At 32.2% G+C, this 19,252-nt stretch carries 22 protein-coding genes; 13 read left to right on the top strand and 9 right to left on the bottom strand.

All coding sequences use genetic code 11. The annotated features are described in order from the left end of the window. Positions 1–14 precede the first annotated feature (14 nt). Positions 15–989 carry a UDP-3-O-(3-hydroxymyristoyl)glucosamine N-acyltransferase gene (lpxD, locus tag CCY99_RS00805; RefSeq protein ID WP_112059516.1) on the top strand — a complete coding sequence of 325 codons (975 nt, stop codon included), beginning with the start codon at positions 15–17 and terminating at the stop codon, positions 987–989. A 111-nt stretch (positions 990–1,100) separates the two neighbouring features. On the opposite strand, the gene CCY99_RS00800 is transcribed toward lpxD, so the two are convergent. Next, the gene (locus CCY99_RS00800) at positions 1,101–1,691 is read right to left on the bottom strand and encodes a hypothetical protein (protein ID WP_112059515.1); all 591 of its coding nucleotides are present in this window, start codon (positions 1,689–1,691) and stop codon (positions 1,101–1,103) included. A 47-nt stretch (positions 1,692–1,738) separates the two neighbouring features. Beyond that, positions 1,739–2,266, bottom strand: a complete 528-nt coding sequence (locus CCY99_RS00795) for a gamma carbonic anhydrase family protein (RefSeq protein ID WP_112059514.1) — start codon at positions 2,264–2,266, stop codon at positions 1,739–1,741. Between the two features lie 144 nt (positions 2,267–2,410). Between CCY99_RS00795 and CCY99_RS00790 the strand changes: the two genes are divergently transcribed. From CCY99_RS00790 to CCY99_RS00745, 10 genes are all read left to right on the top strand, one after another. Beyond that, a complete protein-coding gene (locus CCY99_RS00790) occupies positions 2,411–4,102 on the top strand; it encodes a glycosyltransferase family 39 protein (RefSeq protein WP_112059513.1) in 1,692 nt (563 codons plus the stop codon). A 63-nt stretch (positions 4,103–4,165) separates the two neighbouring features. After that, complete coding sequence (gene glyQ / locus CCY99_RS00785; RefSeq protein WP_112059512.1) at positions 4,166–5,053, top strand: glycine--tRNA ligase subunit alpha; 888 nt, start codon at positions 4,166–4,168, stop codon at positions 5,051–5,053. Beyond that, positions 5,043–5,978, top strand: coding sequence for a Nif3-like dinuclear metal center hexameric protein (locus CCY99_RS00780; protein WP_112059511.1), 936 nt, complete (start codon positions 5,043–5,045; stop codon positions 5,976–5,978). The genes glyQ and CCY99_RS00780 overlap by 11 nt, the downstream gene beginning before the upstream one ends. Positions 5,979–5,987: 9 nt before the next feature. Beyond that, the gene (locus tag CCY99_RS00775) at positions 5,988–6,692 is read left to right on the top strand and encodes a C4-type zinc ribbon domain-containing protein (protein ID WP_112059510.1); all 705 of its coding nucleotides are present in this window, start codon (positions 5,988–5,990) and stop codon (positions 6,690–6,692) included. A 17-nt stretch (positions 6,693–6,709) separates the two neighbouring features. Further along, positions 6,710–7,867, top strand: coding sequence for a lipid IV(A) 3-deoxy-D-manno-octulosonic acid transferase (gene waaA, locus CCY99_RS00770; RefSeq protein ID WP_112059509.1), 1,158 nt, complete (start codon positions 6,710–6,712; stop codon positions 7,865–7,867). Positions 7,868–7,871: 4 nt separating this feature from the next. Beyond that, the gene (locus CCY99_RS00765; protein WP_112059508.1) at positions 7,872–8,603 is read left to right on the top strand and encodes an RluA family pseudouridine synthase; all 732 of its coding nucleotides are present in this window, start codon (positions 7,872–7,874) and stop codon (positions 8,601–8,603) included. Continuing rightward, entirely contained in the window at positions 8,582–8,890 is a 309-nt protein-coding gene (locus CCY99_RS00760; RefSeq protein WP_112059507.1) for a hypothetical protein, read from the top strand. The genes CCY99_RS00765 and CCY99_RS00760 overlap by 22 nt, the downstream gene beginning before the upstream one ends. Next, on the top strand, positions 8,883–9,704 hold the full coding sequence (gene lgt / locus CCY99_RS00755) for a prolipoprotein diacylglyceryl transferase (protein WP_112059506.1): 822 nt from the start codon (positions 8,883–8,885) through the stop codon (positions 9,702–9,704). The genes CCY99_RS00760 and lgt overlap by 8 nt, the downstream gene beginning before the upstream one ends. 13 nt (positions 9,705–9,717) lie before the next feature. After that, positions 9,718–10,902 (top strand): M48 family metallopeptidase, encoded by a 1,185-nt coding sequence (locus CCY99_RS00750; RefSeq protein WP_112059505.1) that lies wholly within the window; start codon positions 9,718–9,720, stop codon positions 10,900–10,902. A gap of 2 nt (positions 10,903–10,904) precedes the next feature. Continuing rightward, positions 10,905–11,720 carry a HemK/PrmC family methyltransferase gene (locus tag CCY99_RS00745; RefSeq protein ID WP_112059504.1) on the top strand — a complete coding sequence of 272 codons (816 nt, stop codon included), beginning with the start codon at positions 10,905–10,907 and terminating at the stop codon, positions 11,718–11,720. Positions 11,721–11,766: 46 nt separating this feature from the next. On the opposite strand, the gene acpS is transcribed toward CCY99_RS00745, so the two are convergent. The 7 genes from acpS to CCY99_RS00710 are packed head-to-tail and all read right to left on the bottom strand — an operon-like array spanning position 11,767 to position 16,345. Continuing rightward, entirely contained in the window at positions 11,767–12,474 is a 708-nt protein-coding gene (gene acpS / locus CCY99_RS00740; protein ID WP_112059503.1) for a holo-ACP synthase, read from the bottom strand. Further along, the gene (fliL, locus tag CCY99_RS00735) at positions 12,471–12,974 is read right to left on the bottom strand and encodes a flagellar basal body-associated protein FliL (protein ID WP_112059502.1); all 504 of its coding nucleotides are present in this window, start codon (positions 12,972–12,974) and stop codon (positions 12,471–12,473) included. The genes acpS and fliL overlap by 4 nt, the downstream gene beginning before the upstream one ends. A gap of 58 nt (positions 12,975–13,032) precedes the next feature. After that, on the bottom strand, positions 13,033–13,623 hold the full coding sequence (rsmD, locus tag CCY99_RS00730; RefSeq protein ID WP_112059501.1) for a 16S rRNA (guanine(966)-N(2))-methyltransferase RsmD: 591 nt from the start codon (positions 13,621–13,623) through the stop codon (positions 13,033–13,035). Then, on the bottom strand, positions 13,598–14,041 hold the full coding sequence (locus tag CCY99_RS00725) for a hypothetical protein (RefSeq protein WP_112059500.1): 444 nt from the start codon (positions 14,039–14,041) through the stop codon (positions 13,598–13,600). The genes rsmD and CCY99_RS00725 overlap by 26 nt, the downstream gene beginning before the upstream one ends. A gap of 12 nt (positions 14,042–14,053) precedes the next feature. Further along, the gene (locus CCY99_RS00720) at positions 14,054–15,895 is read right to left on the bottom strand and encodes a primosomal protein N' (protein ID WP_258442873.1); all 1,842 of its coding nucleotides are present in this window, start codon (positions 15,893–15,895) and stop codon (positions 14,054–14,056) included. 12 nt (positions 15,896–15,907) lie between these two features. Beyond that, the gene (locus tag CCY99_RS00715; RefSeq protein WP_112059498.1) at positions 15,908–16,126 is read right to left on the bottom strand and encodes a hypothetical protein; all 219 of its coding nucleotides are present in this window, start codon (positions 16,124–16,126) and stop codon (positions 15,908–15,910) included. Next, the gene (locus tag CCY99_RS00710; protein WP_112059497.1) at positions 16,127–16,345 is read right to left on the bottom strand and encodes a hypothetical protein; all 219 of its coding nucleotides are present in this window, start codon (positions 16,343–16,345) and stop codon (positions 16,127–16,129) included. A gap of 737 nt (positions 16,346–17,082) precedes the next feature. Between CCY99_RS00710 and uvrB the strand changes: the two genes are divergently transcribed. Next, positions 17,083–19,050 carry an excinuclease ABC subunit UvrB gene (gene uvrB, locus CCY99_RS00705; protein ID WP_112059496.1) on the top strand — a complete coding sequence of 656 codons (1,968 nt, stop codon included), beginning with the start codon at positions 17,083–17,085 and terminating at the stop codon, positions 19,048–19,050. Positions 19,051–19,065: 15 nt separating this feature from the next. Continuing rightward, positions 19,066–19,188: a hypothetical protein gene (locus tag CCY99_RS09770; RefSeq protein WP_258442872.1), complete on the top strand. Its 123-nt coding sequence runs from the start codon at positions 19,066–19,068 to the stop codon at positions 19,186–19,188. Positions 19,189–19,252: the final 64 nt, after the last annotated feature.

The raw sequence follows: 19,252 nt of genomic DNA, 5'->3' as shown, positions 1-19,252 counted from the left end.
TTTAAGGAAAGATTATGCGATTATATGAAATGCTAGAAATCTCCAATATAGAGTTTGATAAAACGAGATTAAAGGATTTTGAGGTTAAGTCATTGCTACCGCCTGATTTTGCATCTAAGAATGATATTAGCTATATTCACGATGATAAATATTTATCACTTGTGGATAATTGCAAAGCTGGAGCGATATTTATAGATATAAAATATAAAGATAATTTTACTAATGAAAATATCGTTTTTGTGCCAAATCCATATCTTGTTTTTGCTAAATTATCGCATTTTTTCAAATCCACTCAATTACAAAATACCAAATCCAATAATCTACCCGCAAACGCTAGAATCTATCAAGGTGTTTTTATCGGGGAAAATGTTTTTATCGGGGAAAATTGCGTTATTATGCCAAATGTCGTGATTTGCGATAATGTAAATATTGGAAATAATGTCATAATCTATCCTAATGTAACCATATATGGGAAAACGATTATTGGAAATAATGTCATATTGCAAGCTGGTTGTGTGATTGGTGGAGATGGCTTTGGATATGCTCACACGAGTGATGGCAAACATATCAAAATTGAGCATTTTGGGAATGTAATTATCGAAGATGATGTTGAGATTGGTGCGAATGCTACTATAGATAGAGCAGTTTTCAATAGCACTATTATAAAAAAAGGTGCTAAAATTGATAATTTGGTTCAAATCGGGCATAACTGCGTTATTGGTGAGTATTCTATCTTGGTTTCGCAAACAGGTTTTGCAGGAAGCACAACAACAGGAAGAAATGTCGTCTTTGGTGGGCAATCTGGCACAGGAGGACACATACATATCGGTGATTTTACGCAAGTAGCTGGACGCGGAGCTGTATCGAAAAATCTCCCACCAAATACAAAATGGGGAGGACACCCGATAACAGAGATTCACGAATGGCAGAAAATGCAAGTAATACTAAGAAAACTAGTAAAAAACATAGATAAAACTAATAAAAACTAAATATTATTAAGTTTCATTTCTTTAAGATTCTCTTAGATTTAATCAATATTCTATATTTATCCTAAAGCCTAAATAGCTAGACTTTTAGGATTCTGCTTTAAATTATTTTAATTATTTATAGAAATAAACATCAACCCTTCGTTCTTCTTTTCTTTGCATTTCTCTACTTTTTTTGTCTATATCTCTAGGTGGTGCTTTGGCTTGACCCTCATTTGAAAAAAGTATTTCCATTGATGGATTTTTATCTTTAATATCATTAACTATAAAATTTATTCTTTTTTGTATTAGATTATTATTATAATCTTTATTACCCAAATCACAAGCATGTCCAACTATAATAGCCAATCTAGCAGTATTAATAGAATCTCTAGAATCTGCATTAAACTCATTTATTTTTTCTTTATTAATATTGGAGCGATTTCTATCAAAAAACACACTACTATTTTGCATAAATTTATTAGAAATTATCCCATTCTCAATAAAATCTTTTTTAATGGCAATAAGTTCATCTACAACTTCAACTTGAGCTGGAATCTCCTCAATAATTATTTCCTCTTGAATGATTGGTGTAATAACTACTTCTTCTTCTACTACATTGCAACTTCTGCAAGTAGAGCAAAATACAAATGCTAGTATAAGCAATAAAATGATAATTGCTATAAAAATAATTAATGGTCGTTTTATACAAGCTGGGCAACACATTTAACTTCTCCTTTTTAGAAATTTCTCCCTAATTAAACTTTAAAATACTAATTATACCTATTTTTTAAATCTACATAAAGCTGTGCTTCTTTTTTGATATTTAAAATTTCCTCTTCTCTTAGTGGACGAACGACTTTTGCGGGATTTCCAGATATTAACGACATTGGCGGATATTTTTTACCTTTTGGTAATAAGCTAAATGCACTTATAAAGCAGTCTTCGCCCACCACAACATCGTCCATTACGATTGAACCCATTCCAACTAAACATCGATTATTTATTTTACAAGCGTGTAGTGTTACCCTATGCCCGATTGTTACATCATCGCCCACAGTTACACTTAGTCCATTTGGATAGTTGCCATTATCTGGCTGATAAGTATGGATAATCGTCAAATCTTGTATATTCGTGCGTTTGCCGATTTTGATGCTATTCAAATCGCCCCTAATTATACTTCCAAACCACACACTAGAATCCTCGCCAATCTCCACATCGCCGATAATATTTACATTTGGGAAAATCTTTACATTATTGCCTAGTTTGGGAGTTTTGCCATTAAAATCAATAATTGCCATTTTTTATCCTTATTTCTAAAATTTTAAATATTATTGTTATACTTAAAAATCATTTTAAACTATCTTAAAATCAACTTTGTTATTACATATTATTCACTTTTTGATAAAATAAGAAATTTTATTTTAAAACTATTTGGAATCTTTATGAAAGTAAAAATTAACTTTAATGATTTATTATCTTATTTTAAAGTCAAAAAAAATATTGAGAATCTAATATATATTTTTCTAAATATAGTTTTTTGGATTTTTGTTTTTATGATTTTACTTATGAATGCCTATTCCGCTGGGAGTATTTTTCTCTACCACGATAATCACGACCATCATTTGGCATTTTTATCATATCTAGGCGGAATGGCGGCAAATGGGATATTGCCCGGAATCGATTTCTACTCCCCACATTCGATTTTTATCCCGCTTGTAGTTGGGATATTTTTTAAGATTCTAGGGGTTAATCAAGTAAATATAGGAATCGCCGATGGAGTGGTGATTTTTCTAACTATGGTTTTTGTATATAAAACTGCTAGATTTTTCCTACCAAATATTTTTGCGAAACTTGCTGTTTTGACTTTGCTTTTAAGCCACACGGGACGAGATAATCCGTGGTTTAATGACTTTATTATGCTTTTTGTGGCTATGGGTGTATATATTTTTGCTTCATATATCAAAGAGAGAAAAAACTATAAATTAATCATTCTAGGTATTGTTATCGCTTCTTTGCCCTATATGCGTCAGCAAGGGCTTGTAATAGGTTTTACTTTTCTTGCTCTGCCAATTATTTTATTCTATGCTGGGGCGATTATAAAGGAGCAGTATCAGCATATTTTTAAAACCTTAATTAAAACCTTTATAATCTCAAATCTCATCTTTTGGCTGTTTGTATTGCTTAGAAATGGATTTGAGGGATTGGAGATTTTATTTTCTTCGCTTACAAGCCTAGTTGATATGGCACAACCAGCGATTGGATACGAAAATACCATTCCAACAATAGCAAACTATCTTTTCAATTATACAACTGATGGAATGGATTGGCACGGGTATTTTATGCGATATTTATCCTATTGGTTTATTGTGATTTTACCCGCTCTCTACTTTGTCTATCGCCCATTTAGCCTAAATGCTAGTAAAATCGCCATTTTAAATGAAGATAGCATAAGATTTATAGTCGCTCTAATCACGCTCTCAACGATGATTTTCAATTATCCAATTAATGAAGATGCAAGGCTTCGAGTGCAGTTTGGCATTGGGATTGCGTTATTTATCGATGTTTTATATCTATGCTTTTGGAATAAAAACATCAAGATTCTATCCATAATCGCCCTAAGCATCGTATTTTTATTTATAAACCATACTAAGGTAAAACAATTTGTTGAAACTAGTATTAATAATTTTAATAATATCAAAACAACAAAAAGCAATTATTATAAAATGGGCTATGATACGCCATATGCGGGAATGAAATTTAAAGCAGATTATGCTTCACATTTACAAACATTACTCTCTAGCATAGAATCTTATCATCAAAGCCACCCAGATAAGGAGATTATTTTTGATGGTGAGTTAGTCGATATTAATAATTATTTATTTTTACTTTTTAGTAGCCCTAAAATCGCCTTGCAACACAAGTTTCCATATTATTATGGCACATTTAGTAGAGAGAGTTTTTTCCCAGATATACAAAATAAATTTGATGAGTTTGTGGCGACAAATAAGCCTATAATAATTGGCTGTGAAGATACTAGCAATAGGGCAATAGAGCAGGGCTACAAGGTATTAAATAAGATAAATGAGGCTTGTAATATCTTAGTTCCAATTGAGAATGAAAAAATTGAAAATTAGTAAGAGAAACTCTATAATTTATGGAAATTTTACAGATTCCATACAAGTAAATTAAGGAAAAATATGAAATTATCTTTTAGCGACATACTTTTAAAACTCCAAGAATTTTGGAAAAATCAAGGGGCGTTATTACTCCAACCCTACGATATACCAGCAGGTGCGGGGACTTTCCACCCAGCGACTTTGCTTAGAAGCCTAGATTCCAAAGAGTGGAATGTGGCATATGTCGCCCCCTCCAGACGCCCGACAGACGGCAGATATGGGGAAAATCCAAATCGACTTGGCAGCTACTATCAATTCCAAGTTTTAATCAAGCCCAGCCCGGAAAATATCCAAGAGCTGTATTTGGAGAGTTTGCGGCATTTGGGGATTGATACGAATAAGCATGATGTGCGATTTATCGAAGATAACTGGGAAAGCCCAACGCTTGGTGCGTGGGGACTTGGCTGGGAAGTGTGGCTTGATGGTATGGAAATCACGCAATTTACATATTTTCAACAAGTGGGCGGTTTAGAGTGCTTCCCTGTGCCGATTGAGATAACTTACGGCGTGGAGCGACTTGCGATGTATATCCAAGGCGTGGAATCTATCTTTGATATTGAGTTTAGCTCTTATAATGGAAAAAGCGTAAAATACGCTGAGGTGCATAAGGAGGGCGAATGGGAGTTTTCAAAATATAATTTTGAGGTGGCTGATACCAAAATGCTATTTTCACTTTTCGAGCAAATGCAAAATGAGGCAAAAAATGCCCTAGAAGCCGCTCTTCCGCTCCCAGCGTATGACTGCACGATGTTTAGCTCACATTTTTTTAATATGCTTGATGCAAGAGGGGCGATTTCAGTGACGCAGAGGCAGAATTATATCCTTAAGATTAGGGAGCTTGCCAAGGCGTGTGCGAGTATGTATAAGGAGCAGGAATCCCAAAGAGAGGAGCGAGTAAATGCGAGGTAAGGGCGTTAAAAATGCGAAAAAATCGGCGAATCTAGATTCTGCAGATTCTACAAAATTAGCGGCAAATCTTGCAAAAAAGCCAAAAGATTCCACGAAATCACAGAATCTAGGGCAGAATCTAGATTCTCTAAATCCAGATTCCGCGAATCTAAAATCCGCAAACTTTAAGAATCTAAAATCCGCTATAAATCCCCTAACACTCGGCGAAATCTACAAGATTCTAGATTCTATCTCGCCATTTGAATTGCAAGAATCTTGGGATAACTCCGGGCTTATAATTGGGAATTTGGATTCTAAAATAAGCCACATTTATCTAAGCCTAGAGGCGACAAAAGAAATCGCTCTAAATTTAGAGCCAAATTCGCTTTTAGTAACCCACCACCCGCTTATTTTTTCTCCCCTAAAATCCCTAGATTTTAAGAGCTATCCAAGCAATATAATTGAGATTCTAATCAAAAAAAATATCGCTCTAATCGCCCTTCACACGAACTTTGACAAAACGCACTTAAATAAATATTTCGTGGATAAAGTCTTAGATTTAAAAGATTTTAAACAAATAAAAAGCGAAAATATCGCAATTATTTTGGAATCTAAATCCAAAAGCCTAGAATCTATCGCCACTCACATAAAATCCCGCATAAATTCCACCATAAAAATCACCAAAGCGACGAACAAAATAAGCAAAATCGCCGTAGTTTGCGGGGCTGGGATAAGCGAGTGCGTGGGGCTAGAAGTCGATTTAATAATCACTGGCGATGTGAAATACCACGACGCAATGAAATTTCAAAGTTTGGGCGTCTCCATAATCGATGTGGGGCATTATAACTCCGAGTGCGAATTTGGGCGGATTCTATATCCTTATTTGAAAAAGATTCACTATAACGCTATAATACTAGATTCACAAAATCCATTCATCTTTAATTAAAGGAAATATATGAATAAAGATTTGCAAAATTTAATAAAACTATCAAAAATAGACAAAGAGGCTACAAAATTAGAGCCACAAATAGCAGAGATTGAAGATGAGGTAAATATAAAGATTAAATTACAAATGCAGTCTCAAGATGAGTTAGAATCGCTAAAAACTGATACCAAAAGAATAAAGCTTGAGATAGCAAATAATGAACTTTTGATTAATGAAAATAGTGAGAAATTAGCCCAAATCGATAAAAAAATAGCCAATGTTAAAAGTGAGTATGAGCTACGAGCACTTGATGCTGAAAATGGTCTTGCTAAAGAGAAAATCGCATTTGCAAATGAAGAAATATCTAGATTAGAAAAAGAACTTGAAGCTATTAAGGATAAAGAAAAAGAGCTATTACAGGCAATAGAACTAGCCACTAAAGACATTGAAGAAACAAAAATAGAAGTGCAGAAAAAGACAGCAAAAATCAAATTAGAATTACAAAAGATATTTGATAGCAAGGAAAAACTTGCAAAAAGTATAGATAATAAAGTCCTTGTGTTTTATGAAAAAATACGAAAATGGGCTAAAGATACAAGTGTTGTTGTGGTCAAAAAACAAGCTTGTAGCGGGTGTTTTATTAGGATTAATGATAAGGTTTATAGTGAATTATTAAAATCAGATGATATTGTTACTTGCCCTCATTGTGGCAGAATCCTATATATACAAGAATAATTAGGTATTAAAAGCGAATGTTTGCCACTATTTATTGGATTCTATGTGGCATTTTATATATTATTTCTTTACCTATTTTAATCTTTCTATCTATATTTAAGCCGAAATATAAAGATTCCATTCCAGCGAGATTCTTTCTAAGGAATCCGCCATTTAGTGGCGATGTGTGGATTCACGCTTGTTCGCTAGGCGAGATAAATTCACTCGAATCTTTGATAAATAATATTGATGAACGCATTATTTTATCAACTATTACAAATACCGGCTATAAAAGAGCAGTAGAGCTTTTTGGAGCAAAACCAACTATAAAAATATATTATTTACCTTTTGAGATTTTTATCCCATTTCTAATGCCAAAAAATATAAAAAGATTGATTGTTTTAGAGGCTGAACTTTGGTATATGTTATTTTATTGTGCAAAAAGGAGAGGTGCGAAAACAATATTGCTTAATGCCAGAATCTCATCAAAATCATTTCCAAAATATAAAAAAGTAGCATTTTTCTATAAGCAGATTTTCAAACAAATTGATGTTGTTTTATGTCAAATGGAAGCAGATAAGGAGAGATTATCAAATCTTGGTGCAAAAAATATAGAGGTTTTTGGCAATATAAAAGCTTTAAATTCTTTTCATATTACAAAAGAATTACCAAAATTTGATGGAGAATTAATTTTCGCCGCTAGCACACATAAAGGCGAGGAGGAGATGATTATCTCAAGTTATATAAATGTATTTAGAGATTCTAACAAACATCGCTTAATTATCGCTCCTCGCCACCCTGAGAGATTTGAGGAGGTTTGGGAAATATTGCAAAACTATCCACTAAAAAGTGCCAAATTTAGCGAAGTGGGAATGAATTATGACTATCAAATCATTCTTATTGATAAACTTGGCGAATTAATAAATATCTACAATATCGCTGATTGCGTGATTTTGGGCGGTAGCTTTGTAAAAGTGGGCGGACATAATCCTTTAGAATGTGCGTTTTTTCATACAAAAATTCTAAGTGGAACATATATTTTTAATCAATATGCTTTATTTGATTTAATTGAAGGTTATAAGATTATAAAAGCTAGTGAATTAATAGAATCCTTGCAAAATATAGAATCTCTTCCAAAAAGTTATATCAAAAATCAAGATTCCAAGCTAGAATTGGCACTTCAATACATAAAGTAAAACGATGGAAAAAGCCTATAAAATCCTATCATTAAAAGAAAATATATCACATAGAAAAGCTAAAGAAATGCTTGATTTGGGGCTTGTTTATTCAAATGGTGTGAAATTAAAAGCAAGCCAAATTATCTCTCCTAATATAAAACTAAAAATCATCAATATAGAATCTCCAAAAATTATTTTTGAAGATGAATATATCCTAGCTATAAATAAACCAGCATTTTTTGATAGCTATGATTTGGAGAATATTTATAAATCTTGGGTTTTATTAAATCGTCTTGATAAGCATACAAGTGGGGTTGTTTTGCTTACAAAAGAAAATGGGGATTTTAGGGAAAATGCCATAAAAGAGTTTAAGAATGAAATAGTTTATAAGGAATATTTGGCATTAGTAAAAGGAATAGTTGCAGAAGATTCTACGATAACTAAGCCCATAATGACTAAAAAGGGTAGTTATGCCACAAGTAAGATTGATTATAAATTTGGCAAAAAAGCAATAACTTCCATTTCACCTTTAAGGATTATCAATAAAAATACATTGCTTAAGGTGGTTATAAAAACAGGTAGAACACATCAAATAAGAGTTCATTTAAATGATATAAACCACCCGATTTTAGGTGATAATCTTTATGGTAAGATTCCCTATGAGCGATTAATGTTGCATAGCTATAAAATAAAATTGTTTGATTATGAATTTTGTGCTAAAGAAGGTGATTTTTGGAAATATCTAAAAGATTAATAGATAAGAATTTAGAATTTCTATTAAATGGAAAAATGAATAATTATGATGAATATATGGAAGTAAAGTATTTTATTAAAAGCAATATTGAGAATATTACTAATATTACATTTTATTTTGTAAATGCAGATTCCATAGATGCATATATTTTAGGATATATATTGAAATTAAAAGATATAAATAAATTAAATATAAATATTATTGTAAGCAATGCTAGATTGTATAACTTTTTGCAATATGCGGATTTTCATAAATTATTTGATGTAAAGATAAAAGAGTATGAATAGCTGGAATCTAATCTATCAAAATATGGATAGAGTGGCAATAAGTATATTTGGATTCAATGTCTATTGGTATGGAATCTTTTATGTATCTGCTTTGATAGTCGGGCTTTTAGCAGTGAAATATTTTATAAAAAAAGATAAATATCCAATAACAAATAATGAACTAGAGATATTTTTTATATATGCTGAAATAGGCATAATATTGGGAGCTAGAATAGGATATATTCTCATTTATGACCCAAATACGATTTATTATCTAACCCACCCTTGGGAGATGTTTAATCCATTTGTAAATGGTAAATTTGTAGGTATTAGCGGTATGAGCTATCACGGAGCAGTTTTTGGGTTTATTCTTGGGACTTTTATATATGCTAAAAGATATAAAAAATCAATATTTTTATTGATGGATTCTACTGCTATAGCACTTCCTTTGGGGTATATTTTAGGTAGAATTGGAAATTTTCTAAATCAAGAATTAATCGGCAGAGAAACTACACTAAAAATTGGAATCTTAGTAAATGATAAATTAGTCCATCCCAGCCAACTTTATGAAGCATTTTTAGAGGGATTCTGTGTATTTATTATATTATTTTTTATTCGCCATAAAGTCAAATTTCAAGGCGAGTTAATAGGGCTTTATATGCTATTTTATTCCATTGCTAGATTCTTTGTGGAATTTTTTAGAGAGGCAGATTCTCAAATGGGATATTTTTATGGAATCTCAATGGGGCAAATATTATCTATAATAACATTATTAATTTCAATTTTGTTTTTATATTTTGTTAGAAAAAAAGGTATTAAAAAACTACAACATTAAATAAAGGTGATTTATGATACTTAGCATTTTATTTATTTTATTTTATACATTTCCTGTTTGCATTATCGCATTATTGCAAATTAACCACATCAAACATAATAATAAAGTTGCAATCCTAAATAAAAATGATTTTAATATTGCTAAAGATTATGCAATCATATGCCAATATTTTCATATTTTTGAGAGCATTTTTAGTGGAATCCTATTTATATTTTGGATTAATTTTGGTTTATCTATGATTTATATGCTACTTGGCGATGGGTTTATAAATCAAATTTTATTTGTTATTTTATTTCTACTTATAAATGCCGTTCTTACTCTGCCATTAGAATCCTATAAAAAATTGGTTATTGATAAAGGTTTTGGCTTTAGTAAAAGCACCATTAAACTATATATAATTGATACATTAAAATCTTTATTAATGATGATTGTAATAGCTGGAATCCTATCAAGTGTGCTAATCTATCTAATACAAAATATTGCTAATTGGTGGATTTTTGGATTCTTATTTTTGTTTATCATTGCAATTTTGGCAAATATCATTTACCCAACTATAATCGCACCACTTTTTAATAAATTCACCCCTTTAGATGATGAGAATCTAAAATCAAAAATAACACAAATGATGGATAGCGTGGGCTTTAAGGCAAATGGAATCTTTGTTATGGACGCAAGTAAAAGAGATGGTAGGTTGAATGCGTATTTTGGCGGACTTGGGAAAAGTAAAAGAGTTGTGCTATTTGATACATTGCTCTCTAAGATTACACAAAATGAGCTTTTGGCGATTTTGGGGCATGAGTTGGCTCATTTTAAACATAAAGATTTACTAAAAAATATTTTTATTATGGCAGTTGTGCTATTTGTTTTATTTTTTATTGTGGGGAATCTGCCAAATATGATTTTTGATAATTTTCCTAGAAATGGTGCTACTACTATTTGTGTTTTGGTGCTTATATCTTCGTTTATATCTTTTTATTTTATGCCTATTATTAATTATTTTAGTCGTAAGGCTGAGTATAAAGCAGATAGTTTTGGCTCTACATTAACAAATCCCCAAGATTTAGGTAGTGCACTTGTAAAACTTATAAATGAAAATAAGGCTTTTCCATATTCTCATAAAATTTATATTTTTTTCTATATGTCGCATCCGCCATTAATTGAGCGTTTGAAAGCATTAAATTATGATTATAATAGCTAGATATGTCGATAAAAGATGTTTTAGAAATTGCAAAAAGAAAAAGATTAGGTAATAGAGCGTCTTTAGAATGTGAGATTCTGCTTTGCAATATATTAAAAAAAGATAGAATATTCTTGCATTTATATGACGATTTAAAGGTATCCAACCATACATTAAAAGAGCTTTTAAATCAGGTTGATTTGCTAAATATGGGCTACCCTATCGAATATATCACAAAGCAAGTTAGTTTTTTTTCGCAAACTTTTTTTATTGATGAAGGGGCATTGATACCTAGACCAGAAACTGAGATATTAGTAACTAAAACTTCTAATGTAATAAAGCAATATAATATTAAGCAAATATTTGAGATAGGCGTTGGCAGTGGGGTTGTTAGTATAATGCTTTGTATGTTACATAAAGATTTGAAAGTTATTGCAACGGATATATCGCTTTCTGCACTAAATATCGCAAGAAAAAATATAGAATTAAAATCCGCCATTATCCCGAATCTAAAAGAGAGAATATCACTTGTAAAGACAAATTTATTAGATGGTGTATTGAGAAATAATAATGATTTAATCGTATCTAATCCGCCTTATATCAACAATGATTATGCCATACCTAAAAATCTAAGTTATGAGCCTAAGGACGCACTTTTTGGCGGGAAAAATGGAGATGAGATTATAAAAAAGATAATAAATCTTAATCCAACATTTTTATGTCTTGAGATTGGATTTGACCAAGAATATATACAAGAATATCTAAGTAATTATAAATATATTGATTTTTATAGAGATTACTCTAATTTTATTCGCGGATTTGTGGCTAGAAAGATTTAATTTAAGCAATATCCAAAGTAATCTACTCTAAAAAATAGCATATAGATTACTCCAAAAATTCCATTATTTTTACCATATTATCTTTTTTTATACTTCTCATAATTAAAAACCAATCAATAATAATCCAAGGAAAAAGAGCCCAAGATAATAAAAGTTTAGCGACTCCAAGCCCAATCCGCCCTTGATAGAATCTATCTACACCAAATATCCCAAAACAAAGAGAAAGCACCAATGCCAATATAGGTGATTTTAAATCCAAAAATACAATCTCATCAGCTCTTTTTTTGGGTAAGGTGTCTAATTTTGATTTGATTATCATTAAATCTTCTTTAGAGAGCTTAGATTCTAGATAGAATAAATATTCATTATTATTTTCCATTCTTTTATCCTCATTTTTTTTAACAAATACAAATGAAATAGCACAGCCATTATCGTGACTAATGGAAACATCTATATCTTTTATATTGAAATATTGTATTACATTTTTATCTAATTTAATTTTTGGAGCATTTTTAGAATCCTTAAAAATTGTTATATCGTGGAATCTTAAATCTCCCCCAATGCCACAGCCCAATGCTTTAGAAAGTGCCTCTTTTGTGGCAAAAAAACCTGCTATTCTATTTATATTAAATCCATTATCATTTCTAACTAGTGCGATTTCTTCATTATTTAGAATCTTTTTTAAAAATATTTCCCCATATTTATTTACTAGGGATTCTATTCTTTTTGTAGAAACTAAATCTACACCAATCATTGAATCACAAAATCTATAAAGAAAACATTGCGAATCTTGCCATCAACAAGAAATTCATTTAATCTTTGAACTATTTCTTCTTTTAGTTTTTCTTTACCTCTTGTTGTGCTTACTTCTTCGAGTGATTTCGATGATAATATTTCTACGATAGTATCTCTTATTGCAGCGCGTTTGGAATTTAGCTCATTTTGCAATTCTGGCATAGTCATCTCTAACCCAATTGTAGTTTTTAAATATCTTCTTCCACTTTGCGTAAGTAGATTTACAATAAATTGGTCAAGTTGGTATATAGGTCCAATCCTTATGTAATTTGCATTTGTTTGTGTTACATCAGTTCCTATGCTCATATCTTGGCTTGTTGGCGTAGTTTCTGGTGTATTTGTAGTATTTTGTTTTGTCATAAAATAAAATGCCACACCAAGTAATATCGCAATTATAATAAGTGCAATGATGATGATTAAAACCACTTTACTTTTTTTATTCTTTTGCTCTTCTGCCATTTATTAGTCTCCAAAGGTTTAGATTATATATTTTATCAAAATTCTAAATATTTAAAAATTAGTTTTTATGATAATAACTAATGCTAGTTTTTCCAAATTTCCTATATTTATTTAGTGGTAAATCGCCTATATTTTGTGGCATAACAAAGTTTGATATATGCTCAAAAATAATCATTTTATCTTTTAGATTTGTATTTTCTAGTATATTAAAACATTTATAGTAATACTCGCCATTTGTTCCAAAAGGTGGGTCAAAATACAAAATATCAATGTTATTTGTAGCTAATAAACCACTCAAAAATACTATAGAATCTTTATTGTAAGCCCTAAGATTCTCTAATGATTGTTTAAAAAGATTAATATTACTATCTAGAATCTTAAATGCTAAAATATCTTTTTCGATAAATATAACCTTTTTTGCACCACGACTAAAAGCCTCAAATCCAATGCTCCCATATCCTGCAAAAACCTCTAAAAATACTTTATCTTGGATAAAATTTTGCAATGTATTAAATAAAGATTCCCTAACAATCGCTTTTGTTGGACGCGTATTTGGCAAAATATCCATATTTAATACCTTGCCTTTGTATTTTCCACCTATAATCTTTATACTAGATTTTACCTTATTGGTTGTTCTTTTTGATTGCATTATAAAGCCTATCAGTAAAATCCCTTATTATGTTTTCAATCTCATTTTTTAAGGCATCTTGGTTTGTGTTATCCTTTAAATCATCTTGTAGATTATTAATAGAATCTAGCGATTTTTTAAGATTCTCTAACTCATTCATATCAAGTATATTATTAAATTTTTCTACATTGATTCGCGGAATCTCGCTTATGCTTTTGTTGAATTTTTCTAAATCATTAAATAAAGATTCCCTATGTATTGGTCGCCGAATATCGGAATCCTCACCAAAAGTAACCAAACAAATGGGCTTATTAAAGCTTTCATCGATACAATCAGCGATTATAAAATCGCAATCCTCATAATTTGAAATATAATCTTTAAGGTAGGAATCTAATGTTTTTTGTAATATCACAGATTCGCAAACTATATTTATTTTCATAATAATCCTTATCTATAATAATTGCAAAGGGTCGATGTCGATACTAATCTGCTTATTTTTTAGTGAATAAACGCAATCTAGTAGCTCTTTTGGACTTTTAGCACGAAGTAGCATAAAATACCTCCAAACACCATTTATCCGCTCAATCGGGGCACGATTTAATCCAACTATCTCAATATTTCTATGAGATTCTACTATTTTTTTGCAAGACTCTATATTTTTTAAAGCAGTTTTATCATTTTTATTAGTTGATAAAATAAGGGCTAATTTTCTATATGGCGGATAAAAATCAACCCTATTTTTTAGCTCAAATTTTATAAAATCCTCATAATCGTTTATGAAATTTTGAAAAAATTGCTTATTTAATGTTTGGATAAAAACCTCTCCATCATCTTTCCTAGCACATCTTCCAGCGATTTGATAAAATAATGAAATAGACTTTTCCATAGCACGAAAATCATTGCTATTTAGTAGATTATCAATCCCCAAAATCACCGATAAATAAACATTATGATAATCGTGTCCTTTGCTAAGCATTTGTGTGCCAACCAAAATATCGATTTTGTGATTATTAAAATCATTTAGGATTTTCTTTAGCTTCGAATCTGTGGTGATTTCATCTCTATCAAAAATCTCTAATCTAGCCTCCTTGAAGTGCTCCCTTAGCTCCTTTGCTACTTCTTGTGTGCCAATATTTAAAGCACTAAAATCATTGCCATTGCAATACAAGCAAGATTTAGCAATAGCACGCGCATATCCGCAATAATGGCATATAAGTGCATTTTTCTTATTATGTAAACTCATTGAAATCGAGCAATTTTTACACTTTACACTTTTCCCACAATTTAGGCAAATAAGCGTCTTAAAATTCGCCCTAATGGGGACAAAAACGATGATTTGCTTATTTTTTTCTAGTGTTTTTGCGATTTTATCAATTAGATTTTGCGTGATTTGTGTTGGAGAGTTCTCAAAAATAATGCTTTTTTTACTATCAAAATGCCGACCTTTAAGGCGAAAAACCTCATTTGTTTTATTAAAATGATAGTAGCTCACAATGCTTGGCGTGGCACTTCCTAATATTAACTTAATATTATTTTTTATCGATAGATAAATACTTAAATCTCTAGCATTATATCGTGGAGCGGAGTTTGACTTATACGCATCATCGTGCTCTTCATCAACTATAATTAGCCCTAGATTCTTCACAGGTAAAAATAACGCACTCCTAGCCCCCGCAATAATCCTAAAATTGTCGATAGATTCTAGGATTTTCTGCTTTTTTGGCTTAGAAATCTTAGAATGCCAAATACAAACCAAATCGCCGAAAATATCTTTTAGCCGCTTTTCCATTTGCGGTGTTAGTGAGATTTCCGGCATTAGAAAAATGACATTTTTATTTTGCTTGATTATCTCTAAAATCATATGAATATAAATCTCAGTTTTTCCACTTCCCGTATCGCCAAAAAGTAAGGTTTTGCTATGATTTTTTATAAAAGAAAGGGCAAGATTCTGCTTTTGTGTGAGTGTATTTTGTATATGGATATTATCTAGATTTGCTACTAGTTTGGGCTTATTATTTTCTATACTTTGCGGGACAAACAAGCCATAAGCAATGCCTATATTACTACAATAATAATTACTTATAAAATTTGCTAATTGAATTTGTGTTGTATTAAAATATTCTTCTTTTTTATACGCTTCTTCGCATTGAAAATCTGGCTCTTGGACTTCATCTATAATAACGCCTAATGCATTTTTATTTTTAATCGTAATATTTGCTATTTGTCCTTGCGAAAAATTTGTTTTGCTTTTGTAGATTAATGGGGATAAGTTTAGTTTTAAAGGTGCAATCAAATAATATTTCAGCTACTGCTCCAATTTATAAACTAAATTCTTAATTTCTTCTTCTAGTTCAGCGTATTCTTGCGTTTTTTGAATATAAGCCTTAAGTATATCTTTAATATCAAGATTTGGCTTTAAGAGTAAAGATTCTATTTCATTTTTGGCACTAATATTCATACAAGCAATATTTACTTGAATCTTTTTCCCTCCAAGATATAAATCTACACTTAGCCTAGAATCCACTTATTTTTTCGCCTCATCAATCTTATTTATCAAATCCTCATATGAGCGGTCTCGCAATGCTAATTCCTCATATAGAGTGTTTATTTGTCGCTCTTTTTCTTGGGATTCTGTGATTAATGCACTATTTTCAAGTTGCAATTTTTCTATCTCATTATTTAACTCATTTAGTCTATTTAGCAGCTCATCTATTCGTTGGGTTAGTCTTTCTAAAATACTCATATTTTGCCTTTTTATTTAAAATAAAATATTATAATTGTAACAAAAATAATTTAATAGAATCCAAAAAATAAAATAAATTCTCAAGCAAACTTGTGTGTTTAACTCCAAGTAGGAGGTTTAAGATTTTAAATTTTTTAAAAATAGTGTGGTAGGTGGGATTTGATTTATTTTTGTTTGTTTATAAAGAACTTCGCCAAATCTTATTTTACTAGAAACTTCACTTCGTTCGTTTTACCAGAAACTTCACTTCGTTCGTTTTGACAAGACGAGAGCGAAACTCTAGTTGCAAAAAAGGGAGTTTGGCTAGGTCATATGTCCGCCCTCAATCGTGTGGATAAGTTAAATTCTAGTTACAAAAGGGGATTTGCAAGGAAACTTTGTTAAAGCTTGTTTTATGGAAATGGGGACTGATGAATTTGCTACTTTGATAGGAAAATGAATTTCCTTTAAAAGGCGAAATTCTCTCCTTAATCTTAAAATAATTCCTAAAATGTTAGCTTTCTATAAAGCGAAGTTTCATTACCAATCCATCAACTGCCGTGTTCCGCATAAAATTTTTAAGAATCTTACTTTTAAAAAAGTATTTTTAAAAAGGGCGGTGGATAGCAAAGATTAGCTTCGTTTTAAACGAAGTTCTCGCAGTTAAAGATATTTTTAAAAAAGCAAATAAATTAAAACTAATTTATAAAGATATATGAATATAATCTAACTTTAAAAACAATTTTTCAAGGCATAAAATGAATAAATTTTCCCTAAATTCCGCTTTTAAACCCGCAGGCGACCAGCCGGAGGCGATTGCAAAACTAAGTAAAAGCCTAGAATCTGGCAATAAATACCAAACCCTAATTGGCGTTACAGGCAGCGGAAAGACCTACACGATGGCAAATATCATTCAAAAGCTCCAAATGCCAACGCTTATTATGTCGCACAATAAGAGCCTTTGTGCGCAACTTTACAGCGAGTTTAAGGGCTTTTTCCCTAAAAATCATGTGGAGTATTTCATCTCACACTTTGATTATTACCAGCCGGAGGCGTATATCCCACGCAGAGATTTATTTATCGAAAAGGATTCTAGCATTAATGAGGACTTGGAGCGACTTCGCCTAAGTGCTACTACATCGCTTTTGGCGTATGATGATGTGATTGTAATTGCCACCGTGTCGGCAAACTACGGCTTGGGGAATCCAGCTGAATATATCCAAATGATTGAAAAAATCGAGATTGGTGATAGAAAAAAACACAAGGATTTTTTGCTAAAGCTCGTGGAGATGGGCTATTCACGGAGCGACACATATCTAAAACGAGGCGAGTTCCGCACGAATGGCGATGTGGTGGATATCTACCCAGCGTATATCGAGGACGAGGTGCTTAGAGTGGAGTTTTTCGATGATGAGTGTGAGCGGATTTCATTTATTGACGCCATTGATAATAAGGAGATTAAAAGGCTAGATTCCTATGTGTTATACGCCGCAAATCCCTTTATCGTGGGGCATAATCGCCTAAATACTGCCATTAAAAATATCGAATCCGAGCTAGATTTTAGATTGGCGGAGTTTAAGGAATCCAAAAGGGAAGTGGAGTATTTACGGCTCAAAGGTCGCACGGAGTTTGACTTGGAGATGATAAAAGAGAATGGAATCTGCAAGGGCATTGAAAACTACGCACGGCATTTGACCGGAAAAGCCCCCGGAGAGACGCCATATTCGCTCTTGGATTATTTCGAGCAGAAGCAAAAGCCATATCTAATTATTGTCGACGAATCGCATGTTTCACTGCCCCAGTTTGGCGGAATGTATGCGGGTGATAGGAGCAGAAAAGAGGTATTAGTAGAGTATGGATTCCGCCTACCAAGTGCGCTGGATAATCGTCCGCTAAATTTTGAAGAGTTTATAAATAAGGCTCCGCACTATCTCTTTGTCTCCGCTACGCCCGCAAAAATCGAGCTAGATTTAAGTGGGGGGAATACCGCAGAGCAGATTGTCCGCCCGACTGGGCTTTTAGACCCGAAATGCGAAGTTTTAGATTCCACAACGCAAGTAGAGCGGCTCTATGATGAGCTAAAAATCGTCATTGCTCGTGGGGAGCGGGCGATTGTAGGGACGCTAACGAAAAAAATGGCAGAAGATTTGTGTAAATACTACAACGAGCTAGGGCTAAAAACGCAGTATATGCATAGCGACATCGACGCAATCGAGCGAAATCACCTAATCCGCTCTCTGCGTTTGGGCGAATATGATGTGATTATCGGCGTAAATCTTTTGCGTGAGGGGCTGGACCTGCCAGAGGTGAGCCTTGTGGCGATTTTGGACGCTGATAAGGATGGCTTTTTACGAAGTGAAACCAGCCTAATCCAAACTATGGGGCGGGCAGCTAGGAACACCAACGGCAAGGTAATATTTTTCGCTAAAAAGATTACAAAAAGTATGCAAAAGGCAATTGACATCAGCGAATATAGGCGAAATAAGCAAGAGGCGTTTAATAAAAAACACAATATCACGCCAGTAAATACAAAGCGAAGTATCGAAGATGAGCTAAAAATCGAATCTAGCTCCCAAAAGTCCGCCAAGCTGGGGAAAATCCCGCGAAGCCAAAAGGATAAAATTATTAAAGAATTAAGCAAAAAAATGCACGAGGCGGCAAAAAAGCTGGAGTTTGAAGAAGCGGCAAGAATCCGCGATGAGATTGCAAAAATACGGCGTGATTAGGGGCTTTTTTGGGATTTGAGTTGCATAGCTGGGGTGCGGGAATCTCGGTGGGAAAAGCTTAGTTTAGCGTGGAATCTTGGCTTAAATTTACCACATTTAAAATTGGGGCAGAATCTCGTGCCGTGCTGGAATCTGTGAGCGTGTGAATTGTGGGTGTTAAAACTTGGCTGGAGCGAGAAAATTTCTATGATTAAATTTTTGT

It is taken from the genome of Helicobacter sp. 16-1353, assembly GCF_003288815.1.
Classification (GTDB): domain Bacteria; phylum Campylobacterota; class Campylobacteria; order Campylobacterales; family Helicobacteraceae; genus NHYM01.
The sequence above is the reverse complement of the archived record's forward strand: the minus strand, read 5'-3'. Positions and strand labels throughout refer to the sequence as shown.

What these genes read in the sequence shown, in the direction of transcription:
- CCY99_RS00745 (WP_112059504.1), top strand. Translation starts at nt 10,905, where the DNA reads ATGTCGATAAAAGATGTTTTAGAAATTGCAAAAAGAAAAAGATTAGGT.
- CCY99_RS00795 (WP_112059514.1), bottom strand. Translation starts at nt 2,266, where the DNA reads ATGGCAATTATTGATTTTAATGGCAAAACTCCCAAACTAGGCAATAAT.
- lpxD (WP_112059516.1), top strand. Translation starts at nt 15, where the DNA reads ATGCGATTATATGAAATGCTAGAAATCTCCAATATAGAGTTTGATAAA.
- CCY99_RS00765 (WP_112059508.1), top strand. Translation starts at nt 7,872, where the DNA reads ATGGAAAAAGCCTATAAAATCCTATCATTAAAAGAAAATATATCACAT.
- acpS (WP_112059503.1), bottom strand. Translation starts at nt 12,474, where the DNA reads ATGATTGGTGTAGATTTAGTTTCTACAAAAAGAATAGAATCCCTAGTA.
- rsmD (WP_112059501.1), bottom strand. Translation starts at nt 13,623, where the DNA reads ATGCAATCAAAAAGAACAACCAATAAGGTAAAATCTAGTATAAAGATT.
- glyQ (WP_112059512.1), top strand. Translation starts at nt 4,166, where the DNA reads ATGAAATTATCTTTTAGCGACATACTTTTAAAACTCCAAGAATTTTGG.
- CCY99_RS00775 (WP_112059510.1), top strand. Translation starts at nt 5,988, where the DNA reads ATGAATAAAGATTTGCAAAATTTAATAAAACTATCAAAAATAGACAAA.
- lgt (WP_112059506.1), top strand. Translation starts at nt 8,883, where the DNA reads ATGAATAGCTGGAATCTAATCTATCAAAATATGGATAGAGTGGCAATA.
- fliL (WP_112059502.1), bottom strand. Translation starts at nt 12,974, where the DNA reads ATGGCAGAAGAGCAAAAGAATAAAAAAAGTAAAGTGGTTTTAATCATC.
- CCY99_RS00800 (WP_112059515.1), bottom strand. Translation starts at nt 1,691, where the DNA reads ATGTGTTGCCCAGCTTGTATAAAACGACCATTAATTATTTTTATAGCA.
- uvrB (WP_112059496.1), top strand. Translation starts at nt 17,083, where the DNA reads ATGAATAAATTTTCCCTAAATTCCGCTTTTAAACCCGCAGGCGACCAG.
- CCY99_RS00750 (WP_112059505.1), top strand. Translation starts at nt 9,718, where the DNA reads ATGATACTTAGCATTTTATTTATTTTATTTTATACATTTCCTGTTTGC.
- waaA (WP_112059509.1), top strand. Translation starts at nt 6,710, where the DNA reads ATGTTTGCCACTATTTATTGGATTCTATGTGGCATTTTATATATTATT.
- CCY99_RS00790 (WP_112059513.1), top strand. Translation starts at nt 2,411, where the DNA reads ATGAAAGTAAAAATTAACTTTAATGATTTATTATCTTATTTTAAAGTC.
- CCY99_RS00710 (WP_112059497.1), bottom strand. Translation starts at nt 16,345, where the DNA reads ATGAGTATTTTAGAAAGACTAACCCAACGAATAGATGAGCTGCTAAAT.
- CCY99_RS00780 (WP_112059511.1), top strand. Translation starts at nt 5,043, where the DNA reads ATGCGAGGTAAGGGCGTTAAAAATGCGAAAAAATCGGCGAATCTAGAT.
- CCY99_RS00725 (WP_112059500.1), bottom strand. Translation starts at nt 14,041, where the DNA reads ATGAAAATAAATATAGTTTGCGAATCTGTGATATTACAAAAAACATTA.